The 24,233-nt window shown below is 61.8% G+C and carries 23 protein-coding genes; 15 read left to right on the top strand and 8 right to left on the bottom strand.

Going from position 1 to position 24,233, the window contains the following annotated elements:
- Positions 1-2 precede the first annotated feature (2 nt).
- Genes AC13QO_RS21755 through AC13QO_RS21735 form a run of 5 tightly spaced genes read left to right on the top strand, consistent with a single transcriptional unit; the run spans position 3 to position 4,488 of the window.
- Positions 3-845: a carbohydrate ABC transporter permease gene (locus AC13QO_RS21755; RefSeq protein WP_085781561.1), complete on the top strand. Its 843-nt coding sequence runs from the start codon at positions 3-5 to the stop codon at positions 843-845.
- Positions 845-1,900 (top strand): ABC transporter ATP-binding protein, encoded by a 1,056-nt coding sequence (locus AC13QO_RS21750; RefSeq protein WP_285194396.1) that lies wholly within the window; start codon positions 845-847, stop codon positions 1,898-1,900. The genes AC13QO_RS21755 and AC13QO_RS21750 overlap by 1 nt, the downstream gene beginning before the upstream one ends.
- Positions 1,900-2,670: a glycerophosphodiester phosphodiesterase gene (locus AC13QO_RS21745; RefSeq protein ID WP_285194394.1), complete on the top strand. Its 771-nt coding sequence runs from the start codon at positions 1,900-1,902 to the stop codon at positions 2,668-2,670. The genes AC13QO_RS21750 and AC13QO_RS21745 overlap by 1 nt, the downstream gene beginning before the upstream one ends.
- A complete protein-coding gene (locus tag AC13QO_RS21740) occupies positions 2,663-3,667 on the top strand; it encodes a LacI family DNA-binding transcriptional regulator (protein ID WP_488541778.1) in 1,005 nt (334 codons plus the stop codon). Before AC13QO_RS21745 ends, AC13QO_RS21740 begins: the two co-directional genes overlap by 8 nt.
- Complete coding sequence (locus AC13QO_RS21735) at positions 3,667-4,488, top strand: inositol monophosphatase family protein (protein WP_488541777.1); 822 nt, start codon at positions 3,667-3,669, stop codon at positions 4,486-4,488. The genes AC13QO_RS21740 and AC13QO_RS21735 overlap by 1 nt, the downstream gene beginning before the upstream one ends.
- On the opposite strand, the gene AC13QO_RS21730 is transcribed toward AC13QO_RS21735, so the two are convergent.
- From AC13QO_RS21730 to AC13QO_RS21715, 4 genes are all read right to left on the bottom strand, one after another.
- Positions 4,485-5,354, bottom strand: coding sequence for a glycerophosphodiester phosphodiesterase (locus AC13QO_RS21730; RefSeq protein ID WP_488541776.1), 870 nt, complete (start codon positions 5,352-5,354; stop codon positions 4,485-4,487). The genes AC13QO_RS21735 and AC13QO_RS21730 overlap by 4 nt on opposite strands.
- Positions 5,355-5,580: 226 nt before the next feature.
- Complete coding sequence (locus AC13QO_RS21725) at positions 5,581-6,978, bottom strand: LLM class flavin-dependent oxidoreductase (RefSeq protein WP_488541775.1); 1,398 nt, start codon at positions 6,976-6,978, stop codon at positions 5,581-5,583.
- Between the two features lie 18 nt (positions 6,979-6,996).
- Complete coding sequence (locus AC13QO_RS21720) at positions 6,997-8,046, bottom strand: ABC transporter permease (RefSeq protein WP_085781554.1); 1,050 nt, start codon at positions 8,044-8,046, stop codon at positions 6,997-6,999.
- Entirely contained in the window at positions 8,043-9,527 is a 1,485-nt protein-coding gene (locus AC13QO_RS21715; protein ID WP_085782047.1) for a sugar ABC transporter ATP-binding protein, read from the bottom strand. Before AC13QO_RS21715 ends, AC13QO_RS21720 begins: the two co-directional genes overlap by 4 nt.
- Before the next feature lie 232 nt (positions 9,528-9,759).
- On the opposite strand from AC13QO_RS21715, the gene AC13QO_RS21710 reads away from it, so the two are divergent.
- Complete coding sequence (locus AC13QO_RS21710; protein ID WP_085781553.1) at positions 9,760-10,806, top strand: substrate-binding domain-containing protein; 1,047 nt, start codon at positions 9,760-9,762, stop codon at positions 10,804-10,806.
- A gap of 78 nt (positions 10,807-10,884) precedes the next feature.
- Complete coding sequence (locus AC13QO_RS21705) at positions 10,885-12,093, top strand: acyl-CoA dehydrogenase family protein (protein WP_488541774.1); 1,209 nt, start codon at positions 10,885-10,887, stop codon at positions 12,091-12,093.
- Between the two features lie 72 nt (positions 12,094-12,165).
- On the opposite strand, the gene AC13QO_RS21700 is transcribed toward AC13QO_RS21705, so the two are convergent.
- A complete protein-coding gene (locus tag AC13QO_RS21700; RefSeq protein ID WP_285192448.1) occupies positions 12,166-13,383 on the bottom strand; it encodes an SfnB family sulfur acquisition oxidoreductase in 1,218 nt (405 codons plus the stop codon).
- Positions 13,384-13,665: 282 nt separating this feature from the next.
- On the opposite strand from AC13QO_RS21700, the gene AC13QO_RS21695 reads away from it, so the two are divergent.
- Complete coding sequence (locus AC13QO_RS21695) at positions 13,666-15,000, top strand: LLM class flavin-dependent oxidoreductase (protein ID WP_488541773.1); 1,335 nt, start codon at positions 13,666-13,668, stop codon at positions 14,998-15,000.
- A gap of 18 nt (positions 15,001-15,018) precedes the next feature.
- Here AC13QO_RS21695 and AC13QO_RS21690 read toward each other — a convergent pair whose 3' ends face one another.
- The 3 genes from AC13QO_RS21690 to AC13QO_RS21680 all read right to left on the bottom strand — a co-directional run bounded on the left by AC13QO_RS21690 (position 15,019) and on the right by AC13QO_RS21680 (position 16,833).
- A complete protein-coding gene (locus AC13QO_RS21690) occupies positions 15,019-15,450 on the bottom strand; it encodes a type II toxin-antitoxin system VapC family toxin (protein ID WP_085781549.1) in 432 nt (143 codons plus the stop codon).
- Positions 15,450-15,701 (bottom strand): type II toxin-antitoxin system Phd/YefM family antitoxin, encoded by a 252-nt coding sequence (locus AC13QO_RS21685; RefSeq protein WP_198175596.1) that lies wholly within the window; start codon positions 15,699-15,701, stop codon positions 15,450-15,452. The genes AC13QO_RS21690 and AC13QO_RS21685 overlap by 1 nt, the downstream gene beginning before the upstream one ends.
- A 61-nt stretch (positions 15,702-15,762) precedes the next feature.
- Complete coding sequence (locus tag AC13QO_RS21680; protein ID WP_488541772.1) at positions 15,763-16,833, bottom strand: substrate-binding domain-containing protein; 1,071 nt, start codon at positions 16,831-16,833, stop codon at positions 15,763-15,765.
- A gap of 110 nt (positions 16,834-16,943) precedes the next feature.
- Here AC13QO_RS21680 and AC13QO_RS21675 point away from each other — a divergent pair, with 110 nt between their 5' ends.
- From AC13QO_RS21675 to AC13QO_RS21645, 7 genes are all read left to right on the top strand, one after another.
- Positions 16,944-17,978, top strand: a complete 1,035-nt coding sequence (locus AC13QO_RS21675) for a Gfo/Idh/MocA family protein (protein WP_488541771.1) — start codon at positions 16,944-16,946, stop codon at positions 17,976-17,978.
- A gap of 11 nt (positions 17,979-17,989) precedes the next feature.
- Positions 17,990-18,889, top strand: a complete 900-nt coding sequence (locus AC13QO_RS21670; protein ID WP_285192443.1) for a sugar phosphate isomerase/epimerase family protein — start codon at positions 17,990-17,992, stop codon at positions 18,887-18,889.
- Between the two features lie 105 nt (positions 18,890-18,994).
- Positions 18,995-20,257: an ABC transporter substrate-binding protein gene (locus AC13QO_RS21665; protein ID WP_221127040.1), complete on the top strand. Its 1,263-nt coding sequence runs from the start codon at positions 18,995-18,997 to the stop codon at positions 20,255-20,257.
- A 65-nt stretch (positions 20,258-20,322) separates the two neighbouring features.
- Positions 20,323-21,231 carry a carbohydrate ABC transporter permease gene (locus AC13QO_RS21660; protein ID WP_488541770.1) on the top strand — a complete coding sequence of 303 codons (909 nt, stop codon included), beginning with the start codon at positions 20,323-20,325 and terminating at the stop codon, positions 21,229-21,231.
- Between the two features lie 3 nt (positions 21,232-21,234).
- Positions 21,235-22,122 (top strand): carbohydrate ABC transporter permease, encoded by an 888-nt coding sequence (locus AC13QO_RS21655; protein WP_285192441.1) that lies wholly within the window; start codon positions 21,235-21,237, stop codon positions 22,120-22,122.
- Between the two features lie 61 nt (positions 22,123-22,183).
- Positions 22,184-23,260 carry an ABC transporter ATP-binding protein gene (locus AC13QO_RS21650; protein WP_285192440.1) on the top strand — a complete coding sequence of 359 codons (1,077 nt, stop codon included), beginning with the start codon at positions 22,184-22,186 and terminating at the stop codon, positions 23,258-23,260.
- A gap of 106 nt (positions 23,261-23,366) precedes the next feature.
- Complete coding sequence (locus tag AC13QO_RS21645) at positions 23,367-24,200, top strand: inositol monophosphatase family protein (protein ID WP_285192439.1); 834 nt, start codon at positions 23,367-23,369, stop codon at positions 24,198-24,200.
- Positions 24,201-24,233: the final 33 nt, after the last annotated feature.

The following is a 24,233-nucleotide window of genomic DNA, read 5'->3' as shown; positions in this document are numbered from 1 at the left end:
CCATGGCCGAACGATCCCAACCCTCGGCAAATTACAGCAGCTGGCCCGTCATGGCGGCGCTTACCATCGTCAGCCTGCCGCTGCTATTGATGTATGTCTATCTCTTCCTCGACACCGTAACAATAAAGCAGCAGGACGCGTTGCTGCCGTCGGGCCTGACGCTCGATCACTGGCGTTTCCTGTGGCAGACGACGCCGGGTAAAGCCAACATCTGGCAGGTGACCGTGAATACGCTGCTCTTTGCAGCCAGCACCACCAGCGTCGTGCTCATCGTCTCGTCGATGGCCGGTTACGTGCTCTCGCGCCTGAACGTGCCGGCGCGTGGCTTCTTCCTTGCCGGCGTCATGGTGCTGCATGCCTTCCCCTCCGTGACGCTGATCATCGCCATCTTCATCGTGCTGCAGATGATAGGCCTCTATAACTCGCTGATCGGCGTCATCCTGGTGAAGGCGGCGATCGACCTGCCGCTCGGCATCTGGCTGATGAAGGGGTTCTACGATACCGTGCCCTGGGAAATCGAAATGGCCGGCGTCGTCGACGGCGCGTCGCGTTTCAGAGTTTGGCGCAGCCTGGTGCTGCCGCAGGTCAAGCCCGGCATCATGGCGCTGGGCCTGTTCTCCTTCCTGTCCGGCTGGGGCGAGTTCATCCTGCCGCAGGTGCTGGCGCCGGGCAACCAGGTGCAGGTGCTGTCGGTCTATCTCGCTGGCTTCCTTGCCGACGACAACAATTACGATTTCAACATGTTCAAGGCGGTCGGCCTCTTCTACCTCATTCCGGTGCTGATCGCTTACGCGCTCTTCAATAAATACCTCATGAACATCTACGGCGGCGGGAGCAAAGGCTGATGCGCATCCTCCTCGACAATTTCTCGAAGAGCTTCGGCTCCACCAAGGTCATCGAGAACATGCAGCTCGAGGTCGCCGGCGGCGAGATGCTGGCGCTGCTTGGCCCGTCCGGCTGCGGCAAGTCGACGACGCTTTTTGCAGTCTGCGGCATCCACCGGCCGACCGGCGGACGCATCCTTTTCGGCGATCGGGATGTCACGGACCTGCCGAGCCAAGCCCGCAATGTCGGTGTCGTCTTCCAGTCCTATGCGCTCTACCCGCATATGACGGTTGCCGAGAACATTGGATTTCCTCTGAAGGTCAAGGGCGCGCCTGCCGCCGAGATCCGCAAAGAGGTCGATCGTATCGCAGCCCTGGTTCACATCGGCAATCTGATGAGCCGCCGGCCGGCCGAGCTTTCCGGCGGCCAGCAGCAGCGTGTGGCGCTGGCCCGGGCACTGATCCGGAAGCCCGACGTGCTGCTGCTCGACGAACCCCTCGCCAACCTCGACGCCAAGCTGCGCCTCGAAATGCGCTCGGAGATCCGACGCCTGCAGCGCGAGACCGGCATCACCGCCATCCTTGTCACCCATGACCAGGTGGAGGCGATGAGCATGTGCGACCGCATCGCCATCATGAAAGAGGGCGAGATCGTCCAGATCGCCACGCCGGCCGAGATGTACAACGATCCGAGGACCGCCTTCGTCGCCGGCTTTCTCGGCAATCCGCCGATCACCTTCCTGCGCGGCGTCATGGAAAACGGCGCTTTCGCAATTCCGGAAAGTGAGATCCGGGTGCCGTTGCCCGACGCGATCGGCGCCGCCGAAGGCAGCAAGCTGATGCTTGGCGTCCGGCCGGAGCATTTTACGCCGGCCGGCGACATCACCGTGACCGGCAAGATCACCTTCGCCGAAACGCAAGGGCGAGAGAATCTTTACGACGTGCGTCTTGCCAGCGGGCCGCTGCTACGCTCGATCCAGCCGGCGCGCAACGATATTCACGTCGGCGACGATGTCGCCTGGGGGATCGACAGCCGCGGCGTGTTCGTCTTCGACGAGAACGGAACGAGGCTCTGATGACCCGCGATTTTTCAGCCTTCTTCCAACGTTACGGCTGGCCGACGGCCAAGGGCCGGCTTCCCTTCTGCATCGGCCATCGCGGCGCCAGCGGCCATGAACGCGAAAACACGCTCGCCGCGTTCCGCCGCGCAGCCGAACTCGGCGCGGAGATGTGGGAGCTCGACACGCAGCTGACCGGCGACGGCGTGGTGGTCGTCTCGCATGACGACCATCTGGACCGGGTCTACGGCATCGACCGGCGCATCTCGGAAATGACGGCGGCGGAGCTTGCCGACCTTGACGGCGTCGACGTGCCGAGCTTTTCAGAGGTCGCCGCTCTCGCTCGAGAGACGGGGACCGGCCTCTATGTCGAGCTCAAGGCGCCGGGGACCGGCATCCGATGCTGGCAGCACCTTGTCGAAATGAACCAGCGCTTTGCCTCCCTTGGCTCCTTCGATACCGCTCAGGTGCGCGAACTCAGGGACGCTGCCTGCGATTTTCCGCTCTCGGTGCTGATCCGCGTCGGCCACGATCCGCATGCTCTCGGTGATGAGGCCGGCGCAGATATCCTCCATCTCTGCTGGGAAAGGGCAGGGGAGCGTCCGCAGGATCTGGTGACCGAGTCGCTGCTGCATCGTGCCTTCGAGGTGGGCCGCGAGATCGTGCTCTGGCACGAAGAGCGGCGGACCATTCTCGATGACCTCATGAAACTCCCGGTTCTCGGCATCTGCACCGATCTGCCCGATCTGATGCGGCCGCCGACGACGAAGGAGAAAGCACTTGGCTGACAAGGTCAAGGGACCGCGCAAGGTAACCTCCTTCGACGTGGCGCGGGTGGCCGGCGTCTCGCGCGCCGCCGTGTCGCGCGCCTTCACGCCGGATGCCAGCGTTTCGCCGAAAACGCGCGAGAAGGTCTATCAGGCCGCCAAGGAACTCGGCTATCGAGTGAATTATCTTGCGCGAAGCCTCACCAACAAGCGTTCCGATCTCGTCGGTCTCGTCGCCGCGGGTTTCGACAACCCGTTCCGCACGCTGCAGATCGAGCATCTATCTCGGGCGCTGCTCGCCCGTAACTTCCGCCCGATCCTGCTGCCAACCTCACAGGAGGCGGATACTTCAACGGTCATTGGCCAGTTGCTGCATTACGCCGTGTCAGGCGTCATCGTCACATCGGACGCACCGCCGACCGAAATCTGCGAACAATGCGCGGCCGAAGGCGTGTCGATCGTGCTGATCAACAAGGGCAACGACATTCCTTTTGTCGACCGCATCATCTCCGACGACAGCATGGCGGGTCATCTGGCGGCCAGCCATCTGATCGATAGCGGCGTGCGTAAGCCCGCCGTGATGGCCGCCCCGGCCAGATCCTATACGGCGCGACGTCGCAGCGAGGCCTTCATCGCCCGTTGCAAGCAGCTTGGCGTTGAGGGGCAGTTCCTGCAGGTCAAAATCAACGACTATCGGAGCGGTTATGACGCGGCAACCGACCTGGCCGCATCCGGCGTCGATGGGCTGTTCTGCGCCAACGACTATATGGCCTGCGGGGTGATCGACGGCGTCATGCAGGGCAGGAGCCGCGACGAGGCGCCGCCGCTCCGCATGATCGGCCATGACGACATCCCCCAGGCCGCGTGGACCGCCTACGACCTGACGACCATCCGCCAGCCATGCGACATCCAGGCAGAACAAACCGTCGACCTGCTGATCAGCCGGATGGCCGAACCGGAGCTGACGGCGCGTGTCGAGTCCACGCCGGTGACATTGATAAGAAGAAGGACCGCCTGATGAATGCCGCATTCGACGCCGCTGCCATCCGTGCACGGGCTGAGGCCGCCACTGCTGTCGCGCTCGAGGTTGGACGGGAGGCAGCCAGGTTCCGGCGCGAGTCGGATCCCGGCACTCTCGCCGTTCAAAGCAAGGGATTGCAGGACTTCGTCACCATCGCCGACGGGAGAGCGGAGCAGGCGATCCGCCAGGGGCTCATCTCGCGCTTCCCCGGCGATACCTTCATGGGAGAAGAGAGCGGCGGGCAATCGGAAGGAGCCGGCACCTGGGTCGTCGATCCGATCGACGGCACGACCAACTATATTAGGGGCTTTAGTTATTGGGGCGTTTCGATCGCCTTTGTCGTCGGCGACAAGGTCGAGATCGGCGTCGTTTACGACGCTGCTGAGGATAAAGTCTTTCACGCTGTTCGCGGCGGCGGCGCCTTCAAGGATGGGCTGCCGATCCATGCGGCGACGACTGCCGATCCCGCCAGTGCGCTCATCATTCTCGGGCATTCGCGCAAAACGAGCTTCGACGAGTATCTCGCGCTCTCCAGGCGACTACATGAGCGCGGCATGGATTATCGGCGCATGGGCGCAGCCGCCATCGACCTTGTGCGCGTCGCCGAGGGCGCCGCTGACCTCTGTTACGAACGTCACCTCAATGCCTGGGATATGCTCGCCGGTGCGCTGATCGCCGAAGAGGCCGGCGCCACGGTTGTGATGCCGCCGGTCGGCAGCCTACTTGCCGATGGCGGCCCTGTCGTCGCCCATGCGCCGGGGCTCGCAGGTGAATTTGCCTTCATCCTTGAGAGCGCGGGACTGACGCTCGCCAGTTAGCCGGGGATGCGACGGCGCCATGCGCGTTCGGTCGCCGGCGCTTCGTCGGTGGTGATCTGGTCCGGCTTCAGGGCCATCAGCGCCGAAAAGTTCCGCCATTCCGCATCGCTGAATCCAGCCTCCGGATCCTTCAAGGTGAAGGTCCATGCATCGACGCGTTTGCCTTCGTCCCGGCAGAGTCCGATCAGGTCGAAGCCATCCTCGGCGGCATCAAGGATCAGCTGCCAGTGGAGATAGACGGTATCAGGTTCGGTCGGACCGCGAAGGTCGGCGCGCAGTTCCATTTCGGCCGCCCTCCAGCCGCTGGCCTGACAGATATCGTGAAGTTTCTCGGTCGGATCGATGCCGCGCAGCAGATGTGGAAGCTTTTCCTTGACCGCCACAATGAGGTCGAGACTGCCACCGCTGACGATCACCGAGGCGGTGATGTCACGGAAATGCACCGCAAGATGCTCGATGCCGCGGGTGCCGACAGCTTCGTAATCGTCCTTCATGTCGAATTGCAGCAATGCGGCCGGATGCGTTGACTGCATCATGTCGGCAAGATCCTCGCTAAGGATCAGCGGCCGGGCGCCGTCCTTCATCCTGACATCGCGGAGGTCGGCAACGTTCTTGGCAGCGATTGGTCCGCGGCCCGTCGTTTCACCTTCGAGCTCCCTGTCGTGCAGCACGGCGAAGCCGCCGTCGGCACGCACGCGCAGATCGAGTTCCATCGAGGCGCCTGCCGCAAAACCTTCCGCCATCACTTCGGCGGAGAACAGGGGATCGGCAACGCGCTTGCGCAGCCGGTGCCATTTCAGACGGGTGTGATGCCCCTCGTGCGAAATCTCCAGGCCCTGCGAATCCGCCAATGTCGTCATCTGCATCCAGTCTCCGCGATGCCACTCTCCTGCCTTGCGAGCACGCGATTATCAAGAGCCAAATATTCAGCGGCCGAATGCTGCCACATCGCCTCTGAAGCGGCGGCGGCACCCGCGGACGACCCGCTTACCTAAGCGCTGTGGGGGTCGGCGTCGCATGGCTCGGTGACGGCCTCAATAAAATTCGAATGATCGGGGTTCGCGAGACATTTTTTCAGCAGCTATTATTTGTTCAACCGTTGGCGGCCAGGCGCGCCGGTTCGCTAAACAGATTGCGGTAGGCCGCCCCCGGATGCGGCGCGACAAGCCGTGGGCCTGCTCCTCCAAGCTTTTCCCGCAGCGTTCCTTTGGCATATTCGGTCTTGTAGACGCCGCGCTTCTGCAATTCCGGCACCAGCAGGTCGACGGCATCCTCGAAACTCTCGGGCGTCACGGCATAGGCGAGGTTGAATCCGTCGACATCGGTATCCTCGATCCATTCCTGCATCAGATCAGCGACTGTCTGCGGCGAGCCGACGAAAACTGGACCGAAGCCGCCGACGCCGACCCAATCGGCCATTTCGCGCACCGTCCATTCCTTTGTGGGATCAATCGTGGTGAAGGTCTCGACGGCCGATTGCACCGCATTGGTATGACGATGCCGCAGCACCTCATCGGGTGCGAACTGACCGAAATCGATGCCCGTCCAGCCGGAGATCAGCGTCAATGCGCCCTCGAAGGAGGCGTATTTGCGGTATTCGTTGAACTTGCGCTGCGCCTCGGCATCCGTCTCGCCGAGCACCACAGTCTGCAGGTTGAAGGCAAGGATTTCGCGTGGGTTGCGGCCGACGCGCTCGGCTGCCTCGCGGACATTGGCGACATAGCGTTTCAACACGGCCTTTGACGGCGAGGCGACGAAGATGCATTCGGCGTGGGCGCCGGCGAAATCCTTGCCGCGGCTGGAGGCGCCGGCCTGGTAGAGTACCGGCGTGCGCTGCGGTGAGGGTTCGCTCAAATGGATGCCGGGCACGTTGAAATGCTTGCCGGAATGGTTGATCGGATGGACCTTGTCCGGATGGGTGAAGATACCGCTTTCCCGGTCGCGAACGACGGCACCGTCCTCCCAGCTGCCCTCCCACAGCTTGTAGCAGACCTCGAGATATTCCTCGGCGAGATCGTAACGATCGTCATGCTTCGTCTGCGCGGGCTGGCCGATATTCAGCGCGCCGCTGTTGAGATAGGAGGTGACGATGTTCCAGCCGACACGCCCCTTCGTCAGGTGGTCAAGCGTCGAGATGCGCCGGGCGAAAGTGTAGGGATGCTCGAAGGAGAGTGAGGCGGTCAGGCCGAAGCCGAGATGCTCGGTCTCGTGAGACATCGTCGGGATGAGCTGCAGCGGATCGTTGACCGGCACCTGCGCGGAATGGCGCAGTGCCGCATCGACATTGCCGTTCAGCACATCGTAGACGCCGAGCACGTCGGCGATGAACAGCCCGTCGAACTTGCCGCGCTCTAGCGTCTTTGCCAGATGCACCCAATAGTCGAGATCCTTGTAGGTCCAGGACTTGTCGCGCGGATGGCGCCAGAGCCCCGGCGACTGATGTCCGACGCAATTCATATCGAAGGCGTTCAGCCTGATTTGGCGGGTCATGTCTTTTCTTCCTTGAAATTAAGGATTGCTACGGCCGAGGCCGTAGGTCAGGGCCAAGGCCCCGACGAGCACGGCGCCCTTGACGAAATCCTGGGTGTAGTAGGGGGCGTTCAGCATGGTGAGACCGTTCAAGAGCACGCCGACGAAGACGGCGCCGGCGATGGTGCCGAGCACGTTCGGACGCCTGAGATTGAGGACGGCGAAACCGATCAGTGCGGCAGCGACCGAATCCATCAGCAGCGAGCCGCCGGAAGAGACGTCCCCGCGCCCGACACGGGCGGCGATGACGATGCCGCCGAGCGATGCCAGCGTGCCCGACAGGACATAGGCAAGGGTCTTCAGCTTGACAGTCGAGGCTCCCGCAAGCCGGGTGGCGACCTCATTGCCGCCGGTCGCAAACAGCAGCCGGCCTATGCGGGTGCGCTCGGTGAGGATGAAAAGGAGAACAGCGACGGCGGCCATCAGCACCACGGAAACGGGCAGGGTGCCGAGGATGCTGTAGCGGCCGATCAGCAGGAAGGCCGGGTCGTAGGCCCCGGTTGCCTTCGAGCCGTCGGGCAAGGTGAGACCCGCAGAAATCGACCGGCCTGCCGTCGGGATCAGCTGCAGGCCGGAGAGCAGGAACATCATCGCCAGTGTCGCCAGCAGGTCCGGCACCTTCAGGCGGACGATGAGGAAGGCGTTGACGAGACCGACCAAGGCGCCGAAGGCGAGGACCAGCGGCACCGTCGCATAAGCGTCGAAGCCCCACACGATCATCGCGTAACTCGCCGCCATGACGCTCGATGCGGCGACTGCGCCGATCGACAGATCGAAGCCGCCGACGGCGAGCGTGACGGTGACGCCGGCGCCAAGAATGGCGACCACGGAAACCGCCTGCAGAATGCTCATCAGATTGGCGATATTGATGAAGGCGGGCTCGGCGATGGTGAAGCCGACGACGAGGAGCGCAAGCAGGATGAAGACCGCGCCCGCACGCAGAAACGCGCCGAGGGCGGCCAGTGGATTGCGGTCGGCCCGCGGCACGGCGCCTGCCTGCGGCACGGTTTCTTCGTCGATCGTCGTCATACGGATATTCCCTGGATCTCAGGATGAGGGGCGGCATCGTCGGCCGCAGGTCTCAACACGTGGCGGTCGATGACGAGAATGCGGTCGGCCACCTCATAGGCCTCCTCCGGATCGGAGGTCGCAATCAGCGTCGCCCGGTCGGTGCGGGCGCGGATGGCCCGGATAATGTCGCGGCGGGCGCCGACATCAACGCCCTGGAAGGGTTCGTCGAGCAGCAGCAGCCGGCTTGGCTCCGCCTCCCATCGGGCGATCACCGCCTTCTGCTGGTTGCCGCCGGAGAGCGACCAGATCGATGCGAGCGGCCCGGCGGCCTTGATGCCCAGACGGGTGATCGCCTGTTCGGCCTGGCGGCGTTCACGCCCGCCGACAAGGAAACCGCTGGGATACCATTTTCCAAGATGCGGCAGGCTGATCGTCGCCGATAGTGAATGGCCAGGCCACGCCGGGGGCATGAGCGAAGAGCGATGCCGGTCTTCGGCAGCCATGGCGACACCCGCCGCGATTGCTTCGGCCGCACTCTTCGGCCGGTACGGCCGGCCGTCGAGAAACATCGCGCCACGCTGAAGCGCCGTCACGCCGAAGATCGCCCGGAGCAACCTGCTCTTGCCGGCGCCGAGCACGCCGGTGACCGCCACCACCTCGCCCTCATGCAGCGACAGGTCGAAGGTCGCGCCTTCCGGCAGCAGGCTGATATCGCGCATTTCGAAAATCGCCGGGCCGATCGCGGGCCGCGCATCAGGCCGCGCCGCTTCCAGCTTGCGGCCGATCATTGTCTCGATGGCACTCGAAAAATCGATCGGCCGCGAGAAGGTTCCGACGACCCGGCCGCCGCGCATGACGAGCGCACGGTCGGCGATCGCTTCGAGATCGGCTGTACGATGCGAGATATAGAGGATCGCTAGGCCCCGCTTGCGCAGCCTCAGCAAAATATCGAACAGCCGTCGGCTTTCCTCGCCGGAAAGGCTTGCCGTCGGCTCGTCGAGAATGAGGAGATCGGCGCGATTGGCAAGTGCGCGGGCGATTGCCACGAGTTGCCGGTCAGCGCTGGTAAGTTCCCCAAAATCACGGTCGAGCGGCAGGCTGAAGCCGGCGGCATCGAGCATCGCCTGTGCGGCGCGGCGGATGCCGGCGCGTGACACGAAGAAGGGTGTGCTGCAATCGGCGAAACGATTAAGCAGCAGCGCATCGGCAACGGTCAGTCCCGCCGCGCCGACAATATCTGTCGATTGGTGTACGGTGACGACACCGGCTTTCGCCGCTTCGGCCGGGCTGCGCGGCGCGAAAGGGTGGCCCTCGAGATGGATCGTGCCGCCATCAGCCGCGAGCACCCCGGAAAGGATCTTTACCAGTGTCGATTTGCCGGCGCCGTTTGCACCCATCAGCGCCACGATCTCGCCGCGCTCTATAGAAAGATCCGCGCCAGCCAGCGCCCGCGTCGACCCGAAACTGCGGGTGATGTTTCCAATGTGAAGAAGCGGCATCGACAAGATCCGGAACTGCATTCGAAGCGGAATTGTGCCCCGTTCGTGGGAGCGAATTCCAGGCACGCATTTCCCTGGTGAACTATGCCCGGGAAACAAAGAATCTCCCGCAGCCGGCAAAATCGGATCATTTAATCTACTAAAAGTATAGATATTATATCTAATAAATCGACGCGTCGCGAGGGCTGGAACCTGTCAGACGACGCCTCCGATTGTTAGAAGGAACGCGACGATGAAATCCCTCGCACGGCTCGCACTCTCCGCCGCCGTCATTCCGTTTATTCTCATTCAAGGCGCACACGCCGACGGCCTGTCCGGTGCTCCGGCACCCTTCGACAAGGGCGGCGTCAAGGTGGCGCTGATCAGCTATATCTCGGCGGGCGATTTCTTCCAGGCATATCAGGCCGGTGCTGAGGCCCAGGCCAAGGCTCTGGATATCGACCTGCGCGTCTTCCCCGGCCGGCAGGATGCCGCCGAGCAGCGAGAACAGATCCTGCAGGCGATCAATCTCGGCGTCTCCGGCATTGTCATCGACCACGGCCTGCCGGAATCGCTCGGCGACGTGGTCCAGCAGGCGCTCGACAAGGGCATCAAGGTCGTGGCCTTCGACGTCAACCTCAACAACCCGAAGATTCCGCAGGTCGAGCAGAGCGACCATGAACTCGCATCCCTCGCTCTCGAGCAGGTGGTAAAGGACAACGGCAAGGAATTCAAAGCGGGCTATGTCTATGTCGCCGGCTTTGCGCCCCTCGACCGCCGCAACGAAGTTTGGGACAAATTCAAGTCGGAGAATAAGGGCGTCGTAGAAAAGGCCCGCTTCGGCAATGTCAGCGACACGACGGCGACCTCGACCGCCGACCAGGCCAAGGCCGCGCTGGCCGCCAATCCGGATATATCTGTCGTCTTCGCGCCCTATGACGAATTCGCCCGCGGCGTAAAACTTGCCGCAAACGACCTTGGCATCGCCAAGAAACTCAAGATCTATTCGGCCGACGTTTCCACAGCCGATATCCAGGAGATCACCGAGGAGGGCAGCCCCTGGGTCGCAACGGTGGCGACCAATCCTGCCGTCGTCGGCGCCGTCTCCATCCGCGCTGCGGCGCTGGAAATCGCCGGACAGACGGTTCCCCATCAGATTACCGTCAAGCCGACCCTTCTGACGCAGGAAAGCCTGCGCGCCGCTGGCGTCAAGACGATCGAGGACCTGGCGGCCAAGATCCCGGCCTTCAGCACGAGCGATGCGGCGACCGCGAGCTGGATCCCGGACAAGCTGTTCTAAGGCTTTTCAGCGCGATCCTTCCGGCGGGAGCACTCGGCTCCCGCCGGATCATCTTTTTGGAGAATTGGAGCCCCGTCCATGAGCCAGTCCAATGTCGTCTTCGCGGTGAGCCGCAACCCGACGCGAGAAGACCTCTTTGCCCGTGCCGAGGAGATTTCGGCCGACCTTTCCCGCCGCGCCGCAGACCTCGATCGCGACGGTCGTCCGCCGCTCGCTGAAATCGTCAAGCTGAAGAATGCCGGGCTGCTGAATGCGCTGCATCCTACCGAGATTGGTGGCGGCGGCCTCGACTGGGTCGGCGGTCTGAAGCTGGTGCGCATCCTCGCCCGGGGCGAGAGCTCGATCGGCCAGCTGCTCGGCTACCATTATGTCAACAGCCAGTACATTTACTGGGCGCTCGATCCGGCGCGTGCCCATGCACTCGGCAGCGAAACCGTCGCCAGGAACCTCTACTGGGGCGCCGCCGTCAACCCGCGCGATCCCGGTCTGGTGCTTACCCGCCGCGGCAACGGCTACGTGCTGAACGGACGCAAGTCCTTCTCCACGGCGGCGCGTGTCTCCGACTACATCAACGCCAATGCGGCGCTCGACGACAAGATCGCCGGCTTTGCCGTGCCGACCAATCGGCCGGGCTATGTCGCCAATGACGACTGGGACAATATCGGCCAGCGTCTCTCCGACAGCGGCAGCGTCGAATTCCGCGACTTTCCCGTCTACGAGGAGGATTTCGTTGGCGCCCCCGCCGCACCTGATGCCGCCGCGCCGGTGCTTTCAACCTTCAACACGCCCTTCATCCAGCTGGTCTTCGTCAACTTCTATCTCGGCACCGCCGAAGGCGCGCTGCAGGCGGCGGTGGATTATGTCCGCACCACCACCCGGCCGTGGATCACCTCGGGCGTAGAGCGGGCGGCCGACGATCCCTATATCCTCGAACGTGTCGGCGAATTCACCGCGGCGCTCAAGGCCTCGGCAGCCCTTGCCGACAGCGCAGCCGTTGCGGTGCAGGCTGGCCTTGCCCGTGGCCTGAAGGTAACTGAACGCGAGCGCGGCGAAGCGGCGGCCGAAGCCTATGCCGCCAAGGTTCACGCCACCCATGTCTCGCTCGACATCACCTCGCGCGTCTTCGAGCTGACCGGTGCACGCTCGACGGCCGACAGATACCGCTTCGACCGATTCTGGCGGAATGTCCGCACCCATACGCTGCACGATCCCGTCTTCTACAAGGCCAAGGAAGTCGGCGAATTCGTGCTGAACGATAAGATACCGGAGGTCAGCCTCTACAGCTGAGGCGACCACGCCCCCCATGAAAGCAAACCCACCGCCGGCGCGCCGGCGGCGGGTTTTTATGGGGGCTCGAATTCAGAGCGCGCCGTTCTTTGGCGGCCTGACGCCGTTCAGGTGATAGTTGCCGACGACATGGTACTTCCACCGCACGGGATCGTGCAGCGTATGGGTGCGGGCATTGCGCCAATGACGGTCGAGATTGAGGCCGATCTGCACCGACGAGGTGCCGGCAAGTTCGAAGAGCGTGTTGGAAGCCTCGAGCGCCACCTCGGTCGTCAGCACCTTGGCGGCGGCAACGGCAAGTGTCGCCTCGACCACCTTTTCCTCCGTCGTCTCGACCTGCGCGGCGTCAACCTTGTGACCGGCACGTTCCACCAGTGCCGTCGCCGCCTCCAGCCGGATGGCAATCTGCCCCACCTTGGCGATCGTATGGGGATCGTCTGAGGCGCGATCGAGGCCGCTATCCATCCAGGGGCGCGATTTCGTCCTGACGAAATCCAGTGTTGCGGCGAAGGCTGCCCGCGCGATGCCGAGATCCACACCCGCGTGGATGATCTGCCCCACCGAGCCGATCGTCGTCGGCCGCTCGAAGCCCTTGTGATGGAAAACCACGGAATCGGCGTTGACATAGACATTGTCGAGGATCGTCGTGCCGCTGCCGGTGGTGCGCTGGCCGAAGCCGTCCCAGTCGTCGACGATTTCAACGCCTTCGGTGCCCTTCGGCACGAAAGCCATGGTCAGCCGGTCTTCCGGATCAAGCGCGAAGACGGTGATCCAGTCGGCGAAGAGGACACCGGTCGAATAGAATTTGCGGCCATTGATCCGGTAGCCGGGTCCGTCACGGGTGATGCGCGTGTTGTAGTGGCCGACGGTCTTGGTGCCGCGCTCGGAAAGGGCATTGCCGAAGCGATCACCGGCCAGTACGCGGCCGAAGAAATAGCGCTGCTGCTCCTCGCTGCCATCGGTTCGCAGCGCCTCGAGAATATAGAAATGATTCTGCGGGATCTGGCCGATCGAACCGTCGGCCTCCGACAGGATCGCAGTGATCTCGGCAAGCACGGCGTTGGAAACGTCGAGCCCGCCAAATTGCGCGGGCACGGTGATCGCGAGGAGTCCGGACTGGGCGAGGAGATCAAGCTCAGCGAAAGGCAGGATCCGGTCGGCGTCACGTTCGGCGGCGCGCGCCGCAAATAGCGCAGCCAGCTTCCGCGCGGTGGCGATCGCCTCCTCGTCGCTGCCGATACGTGCGGCCACTGGCCGAATCTGGTCTGCTTGCCTCAGCACGCTGTTCATCGATGCCTCCAATACTGACGATGCTATCGGTGAAAGAAATCGGGCGCCGAGATAAGAGTACAAATTCTATAGATGTCATCGAAAATAAAAATTGTTTGCTTATCAGCCTCCCGCCCGCGCCATTACGGTCTGGGAGGAAGGGTCGCGCTGCGGTGCCACTTGGAACGCCGGAAAAGTTTGCGGCTGAAAATGCCGCTTGCGGCCTCGATTTGATTTCATCGCATTCCTACGTATCCGAGATCCGGGGCAGGCGTCCGCCGTGCCCAATCCATGAGGAACATCATGACCCCACGGCAGTTGCGCCTCGGCGCTTTCATGCGTCCCGTCAGTCTGCACACAGGCGCATGGCGCTATCCCGGCTCCTATCCCGACGCCAACTTCAATTTCGCACACCTGAAATCCTTCGCGCAGGCGTTGGAACGGGCGAAGTTCGACGCCTTTTTCATGGCCGATCACCTCGCCGTGCTGAATATGCCGGTCGAGGCCCTGAGGCGCAGCCACACCGTGACCTCCTTCGAGCCGTTCACGCTGCTGTCTGCGCTGGCGGCGGTGACGGAGCGCATCGGCCTCGTCGCGACCGCTTCCACCACATTCGACGAGCCCTATCACATCGCCCGGCGATTTGCCTCGCTCGACCATATCAGCGGTGGCCGTGCCGGCTGGAACATCGTCACCACGTCCAATCCAGACGCCGCGCTCAATTTCGGCCTAGACGAGCACGTGGAGCATGGCGAGCGTTATCATCGTGCGCGCGAATTCTTTGATGTCGTGACCGGTCTTTGGGACAGCTTCGCCGATGATGCCTTCATCCGAGACCGGGAAAGCGGCCTGTTCTTCGATCCGGAAAAGATGCACGTGCTTAACCACAAGGGCGAGGAACTGAGCGTTCGCGGGCCGCTTAACATTGCCCGCCCGCCGCAAGGCTGGCCTGTCATCGTGCAGGCCGGCCAGTCCGATCCCGGCCGTCAGCTCGCAGCCGAGACCGCCGAAGTGGTTTTCTGTTCGCCGCGCGAACTGGCCGCGGGCAAGGCGCTCTATGCCGATATCAAGGGGCGCATGCAAGCGATCGGCCGTGATCGCGACCATCTCAAGATCCTGCCGGCCGCCTTCGTCATCGTCGGTGACAGCATCGAGGAGGCCCGCGCCAAACGCGCCACCCTCGACAGCCTTGTGCATTACGACAGCGCCATCGCCTCGCTGTCGATCGCGCTCGGCCATGATGTTTCCGGCTTCGATCCCGACGCGCCGCTGCCGGCCGATATTCCCGACACCAATGCCAGCAAGACTGGCCGGGCACAGGTGCTGAAGCTCGCCGCCGAGGAGAAGCTGACCGTTCGCCAGCTGGCGCAGCGTTACGGCGGCTATGCCGGCCTCGCCTTCGTCGGCACGCCGGCAAGCATCGCGGACGAGATGGAACTATGGCTGGAGGAAGAAGGCTCGGATGGCTTCAACATCGTCTTCCCCTACCTGCCGCAGGGCCTCACCGACGTCACCGAACGGCTGGTTCCCGAGTTGCAGCGCCGCGGCCTGTTCCGCAGCGAATACGAGGGCACCACACTGCGCGAGCATCTCGGATTGCCACGGCCGGAGAACCGGTTTTTCGCCGCAGGCGCATGAACAACGGCTCGCGAGTGCTCAACCCGGCGTGCCGGCAAAGCGCCAGGGATCGATGCATTCGACCCCGAGCGGGATGAAATGCACAACATTGCGCGTCACGAGTTTCAGCCCGTGCTCCAGCGCCGTGGCGGCGATCATCGCATCGGCGGAGGGACGCTTATCTGCGGTCGGCAGGAGACCGGCTCGGCTTGCCGTCGCGGTATCGAAGGGTAGGATGCGTCCGGCGAATTCCGCCAGCACGATCTCGTCCATCCAGCGGCGAAGATCCTCGGCGAAGCCAGGATCCCTTGTCCGCTCACGCTGGATGCCGAACTGGATTTCCATGATCGTGATCGCCGAGAGATAGGCTTCGGCAACGGAAAATTCCTTCATGAAGTCTTGGAATTCCTGCGCCTGCCGTTCGACCCTGCGCGCAGCGGAAATGATATTCGTATCGAGCAGGAATGCCATCAGAACTCGACGGTCCTGCCGTCGAAGCCAAGCCGCTCAGGCTCGAATTCTCGCTCATCCGCCCGAGGATCGCGCAATGCCGCAAAGAGCGTCTTCGGCGCTTTCCAATTCGCCTGGAATTCGGCGTAGCTGACAAGCACATAGGCTGCCTCGCCATGATCGGTGATCACGAGCGGCCGCTCATTCGCCTCTTTCTTCGCCTTGCTCGGATTCTGGTTGAAGGCGGCGCTGGTCATGAAGGACATTCTCATCGAAAGATCCATACTACATTTATGCTCAAATATACTACATCGTGTCTACTTTGCAAGACGATCAGGCTGGAGCCCCGACCTCAAACGTGTCGCTCTCGCCCGGTACCAGTTCCAGCGGCCAGATGATGTTGCGGCCGCCATCCGGATAGGAGGCGCGATAGGCCGGCATGCTGGCGAGAAGCGTCTGGCCGATCGCGATGCCGAGATCATGGAGCGACATGCGGAAGCAGCTGAGCGAGGGCTGCAGGAAGCGTGCGCGCGGGGCATCGCGGAAACCTATAACCGCGAGGTCGCGACCGGGGAGGACACCCGACTCCATCAGCCGTCGGTAGAGGCCGATCGCCATGATCTCGTAGATCAAGATGACTGCGGTCGGCCGGTCTTCAAGCTGCAGCAGTTCATGCGCTGCGTGGTAGCCGCCTTGTTCACTCGACTTGACGCGAATGACCAGCAAGGGATCGAAACGGATGCCGTGACGTTCGAGCGCACGGCGATAGCTGTCTACAAAGAGGTAGCCGAGATTGGCCTCGGTCGACGGCGCCGTGATGGCGATCCGGCGATGGCCGTGCGCAACCAGCCGTTCGACAGCACGTTCGGCGACGCCCTCGAAATCGAGATCGACCCAGGGAAACTTGCCGGGCGAAAGGCTGCGGCCGACAGCAACGAAGGGAATCTTCGCGCGCGAGAGAAGATCGATGCGCCGATCGATTCGCTGCGTGTTGGAGATGATCATCGCATCGACGACACGTCGCGCCACCATGCGCTTCAGATATTCGCGCGGGTCCTCATCGGCCGGGCAGGGGAGCATCAGGAGGTCGAGCTTATGGCGGGCAAAGCAATGCTGCAGCCCGCTGGTAACCCCAAGGAAAAAGTTGTCGGCATTTTCGACCACTTCCTGGCTGGATTCAATCATCAAGCCGATGACCTTCGTTTCTCCCTGTCGAAGGCTCCGTCCCGACTGATTGGCGACGTAGCCGAGGTCTTCGGCCGCCGCCAGCACGCGCCGGCGGGTTTCCTCGTTCACGTCAGGTTTGTTGTTCAGCGCGCGGGAGACCGTGCCGATCGAGATATTTAGGTGTTCGGCAAGCTGGCGGATGCCTCTCGCTGCTGGCGCTTTTCCTCTGCTCCGCATTTTCGCTTTTTGCCTCTATTGACAGCATAAAATGTTTTCGCCTACAGTCGTAAACGTTTACGGGATGCGTGTCACCAGGAGAGTTGGGCGCCATTCCCTCGGAGGAAATCGTGAAATTCAGTGCCATTCTGTGCGGGTGCGGAGCTATGTCCAAAGGTTGGTTGCGCGCCATCGCGTCCAATCCACAACTCGCCGAGTCCATCACCATCGTCGGCCTCGTCGACCTGAACCGGGAGACGGCGGAAAAGCTCGCGGCCGAGTTCGGCCTGGAAGGCGCTGTCATCGGCTCTGACCTGTCCGAAGTTATTGCTGTCACGAGGGCCGATCTCGTCTTCGACATCGTCATTCCGTCCGCCCGGTACGATGTCGTTTCGATCGCACTCAAGGCCGGCTGCCACGTACTCAGCGAAAAGCCGATGGCGGCCTCGCTCGACCAAGGCGCTGCGCTGATCAATCTCGCCGCAGAGACCGGCCGTATCCATGCCGTCATCCAGAACCGACGCTTCATACCGGGGGTCAGGCGCCTGCGCCGTTTCGTGGACAGCGGTGCGATCGGCGAGCTTACCGCCATTCACTGCGACTTCTTCCTCGCGCCGCATTTCGGCGGCTTCCGCGAGGAGATGGACAGTGTGCTGCTGCTCGACATGGCGATCCATACCTTCGATGCGGCGCGCTACGTCGCGGACAAGAAGCCGCTCGCCGTCTATTGCGTCGAGCGCAACCCGAAGGGTTCCTGGTATCGGCATGGCGCCTCGGCAAACGCGATCTTCGAATTTTCCGATGATATCGTTTTCACCTATCGCGGCTCCTGGTGCGCCGAAGGCGAGCGCACCAGCTGGGAAAGCCAATGGCGTCTCGTCGGCTCGAAGGGAATGCTGACCTGGGACGGCGAAGAGAATTTCGAGGCAGCCGTCGCCGGCGAAGAACCCGGTCTCCTGCGCGGCTTTGTTTCCGTAAACGTTTCCGGTCCGGAACATGATGAGGAAACCCACGGCCATGCCAGCGTCATCGCCGATTTCATCGCCGCGATCCGCACCGGCAAGCAGCCCGAGACCGTCAATTCCGACAATATCAGAAGCCTTGCGATGGTCTTCGGAGCTATCGAAAGCGCCAAGACAGGCCGGCGCATCGAAATTTCAGCATAGGATGAAGTGACGTGAGCAACCCTGCAAAATCCATTCGCATCGGCACCATGGTCAGCGGCAACAAGGGTGATGCCGCCGCGCGCATCAGTCAGATTGCCGACCTGGGCTTCGAAAGCTTCGAGCCCTTTTTCTGGCAGACGACGAAGGGACAGAACCTCGCCGAGCTCGGCAAGCGCTGCCTCGATGCGATCGGCGACCGCGACATCACCATTTCGACGCTCGGCATGTTCGGCAATCCGCTGGAAGAGGACGCGATCGACCGGGAGACGTTGCAGGGCTGGAAGGACTGCATCGACAACGCCCATCATTTCGGCGCCACCTGCGTCGCCGGCTTCACCGGACGCATTCGCGGCAAGCCGCTGACCGACAGTCTGCCGCGCTACAAAGAGATCTGGAGCGAACTCGCCAAGCGCGCCGCCGACAAAGGCGTCAAGATCGCCTTCGAGAATTGTGCCATGGATGGCAATTGGGCGAGTGGCGACTGGAACATCGCTCACAACCCGGATGCCTGGGAATTGATCTTCAACGAGACGCCGGATGATCATATCGGGCTGGAATGGGAACCCTGCCATCAGATGGTCTATCTGATCGATCCCATGCCGCAGATCCGCAAATGGGCGCACAAGTTTTTCCACGTCCACGGCAAAGACGCGACCATCCGCTGGGAGGTCATCAAGGAACACGGCATCTTCGGCAAGGAAAAGTTCGTCTTCATGCGCACGCCGGGCTTCGGCGACAGCAACTGGACCGACATCATTTCCGAGCTGCGCCTTGCCGGCTGGTCCGGCTCGATTGACATCGAAGGCTGGCACGACCCGGTCTATCGCGACGAACTTGAGATGACTGGCCAGGTTCACGGGCTCAACTATCTAAAGAAATGCCGGGGCGGAGATTTCATTGTTGATCCCTGATCAACCGCCTAAAATGGAGCGCTGCCGGGCTGGGAGGCCGGGGCGGGGCGCCATGACTGACTAACTGGTCTTTTCGCGGCGCAGCCGCTTTTTTGGGAGGAAGGCATGAAAAGAATTGCAACACTTGCGCTAGCACTCGGTACGGCGATGCTGATGACATCGATCGGCCATGCCGAACAGAAGACCTTCAAGATCTGGTGGTTCGAGGAGCCGACCACGGCTCAGGGCATTGTCTGGAAGAAGGCGCTCGAGGAGTTCAAGGCGAAACATCCTGATATCAACGTCAGCTTTGAGCAGAAGACCTTTCAGCAGTTGCAGGCCTCAGGTGGCATGATCCTCAATTCCGATCAGGCCCCCGACGTGCTCGAGTACAATAAGGGCAATGCGACCGCTGGCTTGGTTGCAAGCCAGGGATTGCTGACCAATCTGGATGACTATGTGAAGAAGGAGGGCTGGGACAAGATCCTTAACGAAGGCGATTTTGTCCTGAGCCGTTATGACGAAAAGGGCATCTATGGCTCCGGCCCTGTTTGGGGCGTCTCTGTCTTCGGCGAATATGTTTCGTGCTTCTACAATATTGACATGTTCGAAAAGGCAGGCCTCAAGCCGCCGACGACGCTTGAAGAGTGGGTCGCTGACTTGGAAGCCTTCAAGCAGAAAGGTATCACGCCTCTCGCGCTCGGTGCCATCGACACCAGTGGCCAGCACTTGCTTGCCTCTCTCGCCTACACCAAGGCCGATGACGCCTGGATCCAGAATTATCAGGGTTTAAAGGCTCCTCTCGACGGCGCGCCTTACCTCTATGCGGCGCAGACATTGGTCGACTGGGTTAGCAAGGGCTACATCAGCAAGGACTCCACGGGCATGAAGGACCCGGACGCTGCTTTGCTGTTTACCTCCGGCAAGGCACCGATGTACGTCTCGGGCACGTGGAATCTCGGCACCTTTGCCTCGACGATCAAGGACTTCAAGTGGGGTCAGTTCGTGATTCCGACGCCGAAATATTCTGTCGGCTCGACAGGCAATCTCTGGGTCGTTCCCAAGAGCAGCAAGAATCCCGACCTCGCCGCCGAGTGGATCAGCCTGACCTTGTCGCCGAAGTACCAAGCTGAACTCGGCAATGCGGGCGGCGTCCCGATCGCCGCTGATCTTTCCGCCATCACCAATCCCATCGGCAAGAACGCCGCAGCGGTTTTCAAGCAGATCTCTGACAAAAACGGCCTCGGCTTCTATCCTGACTGGCCGGTCCCCGGCTACTACGACGTGCTCAATCAGAAAGACACCGGCCTCTTCCAGGGCAGTCTGACTGCGGAGCAGTTCGTCGAAGAGATCAAGCAGGTCTACGACGACGCGCAGGAGAACCAGTAGCGCGACCTTGAACGCTGGGCTGCGCTCCGGCGCAGCCCATTGTGGTAGGCTGAAGGAAGAATGACATGGCCATATCCAGCCAGCGATCGACCGACGGGTCACAAAGCTATAGCCTCTACCTCATCCCGGGGGTGATCGGCTTCATTCTGATCGTGCTCATACCGCAGCTTGCTAATATCGGGCTGAGCTTCACGGCATGGAAAGGCGTTGGCACGCCGCGACCGGTCGGCCTGCAGAATTATCATCGCCTACTTGCGGACGATCAATTCTGGGGATCGATGTATCACACGCTGCTGTTCATCGTCTCGATGACCGTGATACCCGTGTGCATCGGCCTGGTCCTGGCCGCTCTGCTGTTCGACTATGTCAGGGACCAATTCGGGGAATGGGTCTCAAGCTTCTTCAGGGCCGGTTTTTACTTGCCGCAGATCCTGCCAGTAACGGTCGCGGGCGTGCTCTGGGGCTGGATTCTCAACCCAGTCGGTGTCATCAACATCACGCTAAAGGCCATCGGCCTTGATAATCTTGCCCAGAACTGGATCGGCGATGCGACATACGCGCTTGCTGCCGTCTCGCTCGTTATTGTCTGGATACAGGTCGGTTATTGCCTGGTGGTTTTCATGGCCGGTCTTTCGCGCATCGACCCGTCTCTCTACGAGGCTGCCGACCTCGACGGGGCAAACTGGTGGAGCCGGCTGGTGACACTCACGATCCCACTCCTGGCGCCGGAGATTTTGGTCGTCGTGCTGACCACGTTGATCGCAGCACTTAAAGTCTTTGCGCCAATTTTTGTCATCACCGCCGGCGGCCCCGACAACTCCACGCTCGTGCCATCCTATCTGACCTACTACCACTTCTTCACAACACAACGCGTCGGCTATGCTGCAGCTATCGCGGTCGTGCAGACGACTCTGACGATCGCTTTGGCTGTGATTTTCCTACGCTTCCAGAGCCGGCAGGAGTCGAAGGGGTAGATCATGGCTTACTCAGTTCTCAGCGATGGTAAGACCAAGGCAAAGGCGACGGCGGCAGCCGATGGTGCGCGACGCGACCCCATGCGGTGGGTGGTGCTGGCCATCCTCATTCTACTTCTCGCCTTTACACTCTTTCCCTTTTTCCTTGCTCTGCTCAATGCCTTCAAGGCGAGCGCCGAATACGCAGTCGGCGGACCGCTTTCGATTCCTCGGTCGATCGATCTCACGGCGATCGAGAAATTCTGGACGGTGTCGGATTTCAGCCGCAAGCTGCTCAACAGTGTGGTGATCAGTCTCGCTGTTTCGGTATTAGGGGTACTGATAAGCCTGTTCAACGCCTATGCGATTGGAGTCGGCAAGGTGCCGGGCTCGCGCGTGATTTTGGTGGTCTTTCTTCTCGGCATCATGGTGCCGCAGGAGTCTATCATTTACCCGCTTTACTACATGGCGAAAGCGAGCGGCCTCTACGATACACAGCTTTCCGTGATCATCATTTTTGCGGTCCTGCAAAGCGCTTTTGGGACTTACCTGCTCTCGACCGTGCTGAGTACCTTTCCCAAGGAAATCCTTGAAGCGGCGGAGATGGATGGCTCGACCCACTGGAAGACGCTTTGGTTCGTAGTCGTCCCGGTGCTGAGACCTACGCTCATGGTCCTCGGAACCTTCTTTTTCATCTGGACCTGGAACGAATTCTTGATCCCGCTCGTCATGCTGGTGTCCAACAACAACCAGACGGTCTCGGTTGCCATGGGCCTTACCCGCGGACAGAACATGTCGGACCCGGTGCTGCAGGCCTCGGCCGCTTTCCTGGGTATAATACCGACCGTGATCTTCTTCTTGATCTTCCAGCGTACCCTAACACGCGGCATCGCCGCCGGAGCGGTCAAGTGACCACGTTTTTCACCCTTGACCATCTCATCGGTCCCGTTTGGGGGCCAGCAAGGTTTTCGGTATGAGCCAGGACATCCAAATCGAACTCTCGGGCGTCGAGAAGCACTACGGCGCTTTTCACGCGCTTAAGAACGTCAACCTTTCAATTCCCAAGGGCACGTTCGTGGCGCTGGTCGGCCCGTCCGGATGCGGTAAGTCCACGTTGCTCCGTTCGCTCGCCGGGCTGGAAAAAATCACCGGCGGTACGCTGAAGATTGCCGGCAAGGTGATGAACGACGTGCCGCCGCGGTCACGCGATATAGCCATGGTTTTTCAGAGTTACGCCCTCTATCCACATATGACGGTAGAACAGAATCTGACCTATTCACTGAAAATGCACGGCGTCCCTAAGGCCGAAGCAAAAAAGAAAGCCGAGGAAGTCGCTGTTATCACCGGTCTTTCCCGGCTGCTCGACCGTTATCCGCGCCAGCTTTCCGGGGGCCAACGGCAGCGCGTCGCCATGGGCCGCGCCATTATCCGCAATCCCCAAGCCTTCCTGTTCGACGAGCCGCTTTCCAACCTTGATGCTGCGCTGCGTGTCTCGATGCGCAAGGAAATCCGCGCCCTGCACGACCGGCTGGGCGCAACCTTCGTTTACGTCACGCACGATCAGGTCGAAGCGATGACCATGGCCGACCACGTGGTAGTGATGCGCGACGGCATCATCGAACAGCAGGGCGCGCCGCTTGACCTATACGACCGTCCGGCCAACCGCTTCGTCGCCGGCTTCATCGGCTCGCCGGCGATGAATTTCATTCCCGCCATCGCTGCCGAAGACGGCAAGAGCCTTGTATTGGATTTCGGAGCGGTGAAGCAGAGGCTTGCGATAGCACGCGTGGTCGAACCTGGACGTAAGCTCGTCGCCGGCATCCGGCCGGAGCATATCGAGGTGGTCGCGCCCGGGCAGGGCAGCTTCGACGTGCCGATCGCCTTTGTCGAGTCGACAGGCTCCTCGACCTTCATCGTCGCAGCGACGCAGCCGGAACTGACGATCGTCGAGACGCGGCGCGACAAGGTCAGACCAGGAGAGATGATCGGACTTTCTGTCGAGCCGGTCCAGGTCCATCTCTTTGACGCATCGACCGAGCGCCTGATATAAGACCCGTCAGGCGCGGACAGCTTCAAAAAACCCTCACCGGTCTCTGCGAAGGGAGTGGCTCCGCACGATTCACTTCGTTCATATCTGCAGCATCCGGATTTTCTTCATGGCATCCTCCCCGACATCAGCGCGCCTTTCCCCGAACGCGTCGCCCCGCCTCATCGTGCTTGCCGAAACGGTGTTGAAGGCGGGCGAGACGGCCCGAGCCTCCCTACGGCGGCGGACATCCGGGGAAATGCTGGCCAAGGCGCCCCGCGATTACCAGACCGAGATCGATGTAGCGGTCGAGCGTATCATCGTCGAGGAGCTGACGAAGGCCTTTCCCGATTATGCCATCCAGGGCGAGGAGGCTGTCGGCAACCGCACGGCCGGGCCGGAGACGCCGATCATCTACATCGACCCGATCGACGGCACGACCAATTACGCCTGGGGCCTCCCGCATTTCGGTATCACGATCTCGATCGCCGAAGGCAGCAGGCAGGTGGTCGGCGTCGTCTATGATGCCATGCAGGACGAGCTCTTCAGCGCCGAGATCGGCGGCGGCGCCTATCTCAATGGCGAGCGCATCCGTTGCGCCGATGTCGGCGACATCGAGAACGTGCTGATCGGCGCCGGCCTGCCCATCCCGGGCCAGGTCAAGGCGGTGGCGGAAGACACCTATTTCGAAGCCATCAAGCGCCTTATGGCGAATACGGCAGGCGTGCGTCGCCTGGGCTCGGCAGCGCTGTCGATCGCCTATGTCGCCTGCGGCCGGCTGGACGGCTTCTTCGAGGACGGCCTCTCGATCCATGATTTCGGCGCTTCGGCGCTGATGGTCGAAGAGGCCGGCGGCATAGTCACGCGTTTTTCCGGCGCGACAGTCGACGGCGCTGGAGACATCCTAGCCGCCAGCAGGGCGCTGCATCCCTGGCTCAGGGAGGGTTTCCGGATTAGGACATAGCCGCCGCCTGCAGATTTCCATCTTATGGAAATC

The sequence above is a fragment of the Rhizobium sp. CNPSo 3670 genome (genome assembly GCF_057784555.1).
The sequence above is the reverse complement of the archived record's forward strand: the minus strand, read 5'-3'. Positions and strand labels throughout refer to the sequence as shown.

Excerpts from the sequence above, each read along its gene's own strand:
- AC13QO_RS21755 (WP_085781561.1), top strand. The coding sequence starts at position 3 with ATGGCCGAACGATCCCAACCCTCGGCAAATTACAGCAGCTGGCCCGTC.
- AC13QO_RS21750 (WP_285194396.1), top strand. The coding sequence starts at position 845 with ATGCGCATCCTCCTCGACAATTTCTCGAAGAGCTTCGGCTCCACCAAG.
- AC13QO_RS21745 (WP_285194394.1), top strand. The coding sequence starts at position 1,900 with ATGACCCGCGATTTTTCAGCCTTCTTCCAACGTTACGGCTGGCCGACG.
- AC13QO_RS21735 (WP_488541777.1), top strand. The coding sequence starts at position 3,667 with ATGAATGCCGCATTCGACGCCGCTGCCATCCGTGCACGGGCTGAGGCC.
- AC13QO_RS21730 (WP_488541776.1), bottom strand. The coding sequence starts at position 5,354 with ATGCAGATGACGACATTGGCGGATTCGCAGGGCCTGGAGATTTCGCAC.
- AC13QO_RS21725 (WP_488541775.1), bottom strand. The coding sequence starts at position 6,978 with ATGACCCGCCAAATCAGGCTGAACGCCTTCGATATGAATTGCGTCGGA.
- AC13QO_RS21720 (WP_085781554.1), bottom strand. The coding sequence starts at position 8,046 with ATGACGACGATCGACGAAGAAACCGTGCCGCAGGCAGGCGCCGTGCCG.
- AC13QO_RS21715 (WP_085782047.1), bottom strand. The coding sequence starts at position 9,527 with ATGCCGCTTCTTCACATTGGAAACATCACCCGCAGTTTCGGGTCGACG.
- AC13QO_RS21710 (WP_085781553.1), top strand. The coding sequence starts at position 9,760 with ATGAAATCCCTCGCACGGCTCGCACTCTCCGCCGCCGTCATTCCGTTT.
- AC13QO_RS21705 (WP_488541774.1), top strand. The coding sequence starts at position 10,885 with ATGAGCCAGTCCAATGTCGTCTTCGCGGTGAGCCGCAACCCGACGCGA.
- AC13QO_RS21700 (WP_285192448.1), bottom strand. The coding sequence starts at position 13,383 with ATGAACAGCGTGCTGAGGCAAGCAGACCAGATTCGGCCAGTGGCCGCA.
- AC13QO_RS21695 (WP_488541773.1), top strand. The coding sequence starts at position 13,666 with ATGACCCCACGGCAGTTGCGCCTCGGCGCTTTCATGCGTCCCGTCAGT.
- AC13QO_RS21690 (WP_085781549.1), bottom strand. The coding sequence starts at position 15,450 with ATGGCATTCCTGCTCGATACGAATATCATTTCCGCTGCGCGCAGGGTC.
- AC13QO_RS21685 (WP_198175596.1), bottom strand. The coding sequence starts at position 15,701 with ATGAGAATGTCCTTCATGACCAGCGCCGCCTTCAACCAGAATCCGAGC.
- AC13QO_RS21680 (WP_488541772.1), bottom strand. The coding sequence starts at position 16,833 with ATGCGGAGCAGAGGAAAAGCGCCAGCAGCGAGAGGCATCCGCCAGCTT.
- AC13QO_RS21665 (WP_221127040.1), top strand. The coding sequence starts at position 18,995 with ATGAAAAGAATTGCAACACTTGCGCTAGCACTCGGTACGGCGATGCTG.
- AC13QO_RS21660 (WP_488541770.1), top strand. The coding sequence starts at position 20,323 with ATGGCCATATCCAGCCAGCGATCGACCGACGGGTCACAAAGCTATAGC.
- AC13QO_RS21655 (WP_285192441.1), top strand. The coding sequence starts at position 21,235 with ATGGCTTACTCAGTTCTCAGCGATGGTAAGACCAAGGCAAAGGCGACG.
- AC13QO_RS21650 (WP_285192440.1), top strand. The coding sequence starts at position 22,184 with ATGAGCCAGGACATCCAAATCGAACTCTCGGGCGTCGAGAAGCACTAC.
- AC13QO_RS21645 (WP_285192439.1), top strand. The coding sequence starts at position 23,367 with ATGGCATCCTCCCCGACATCAGCGCGCCTTTCCCCGAACGCGTCGCCC.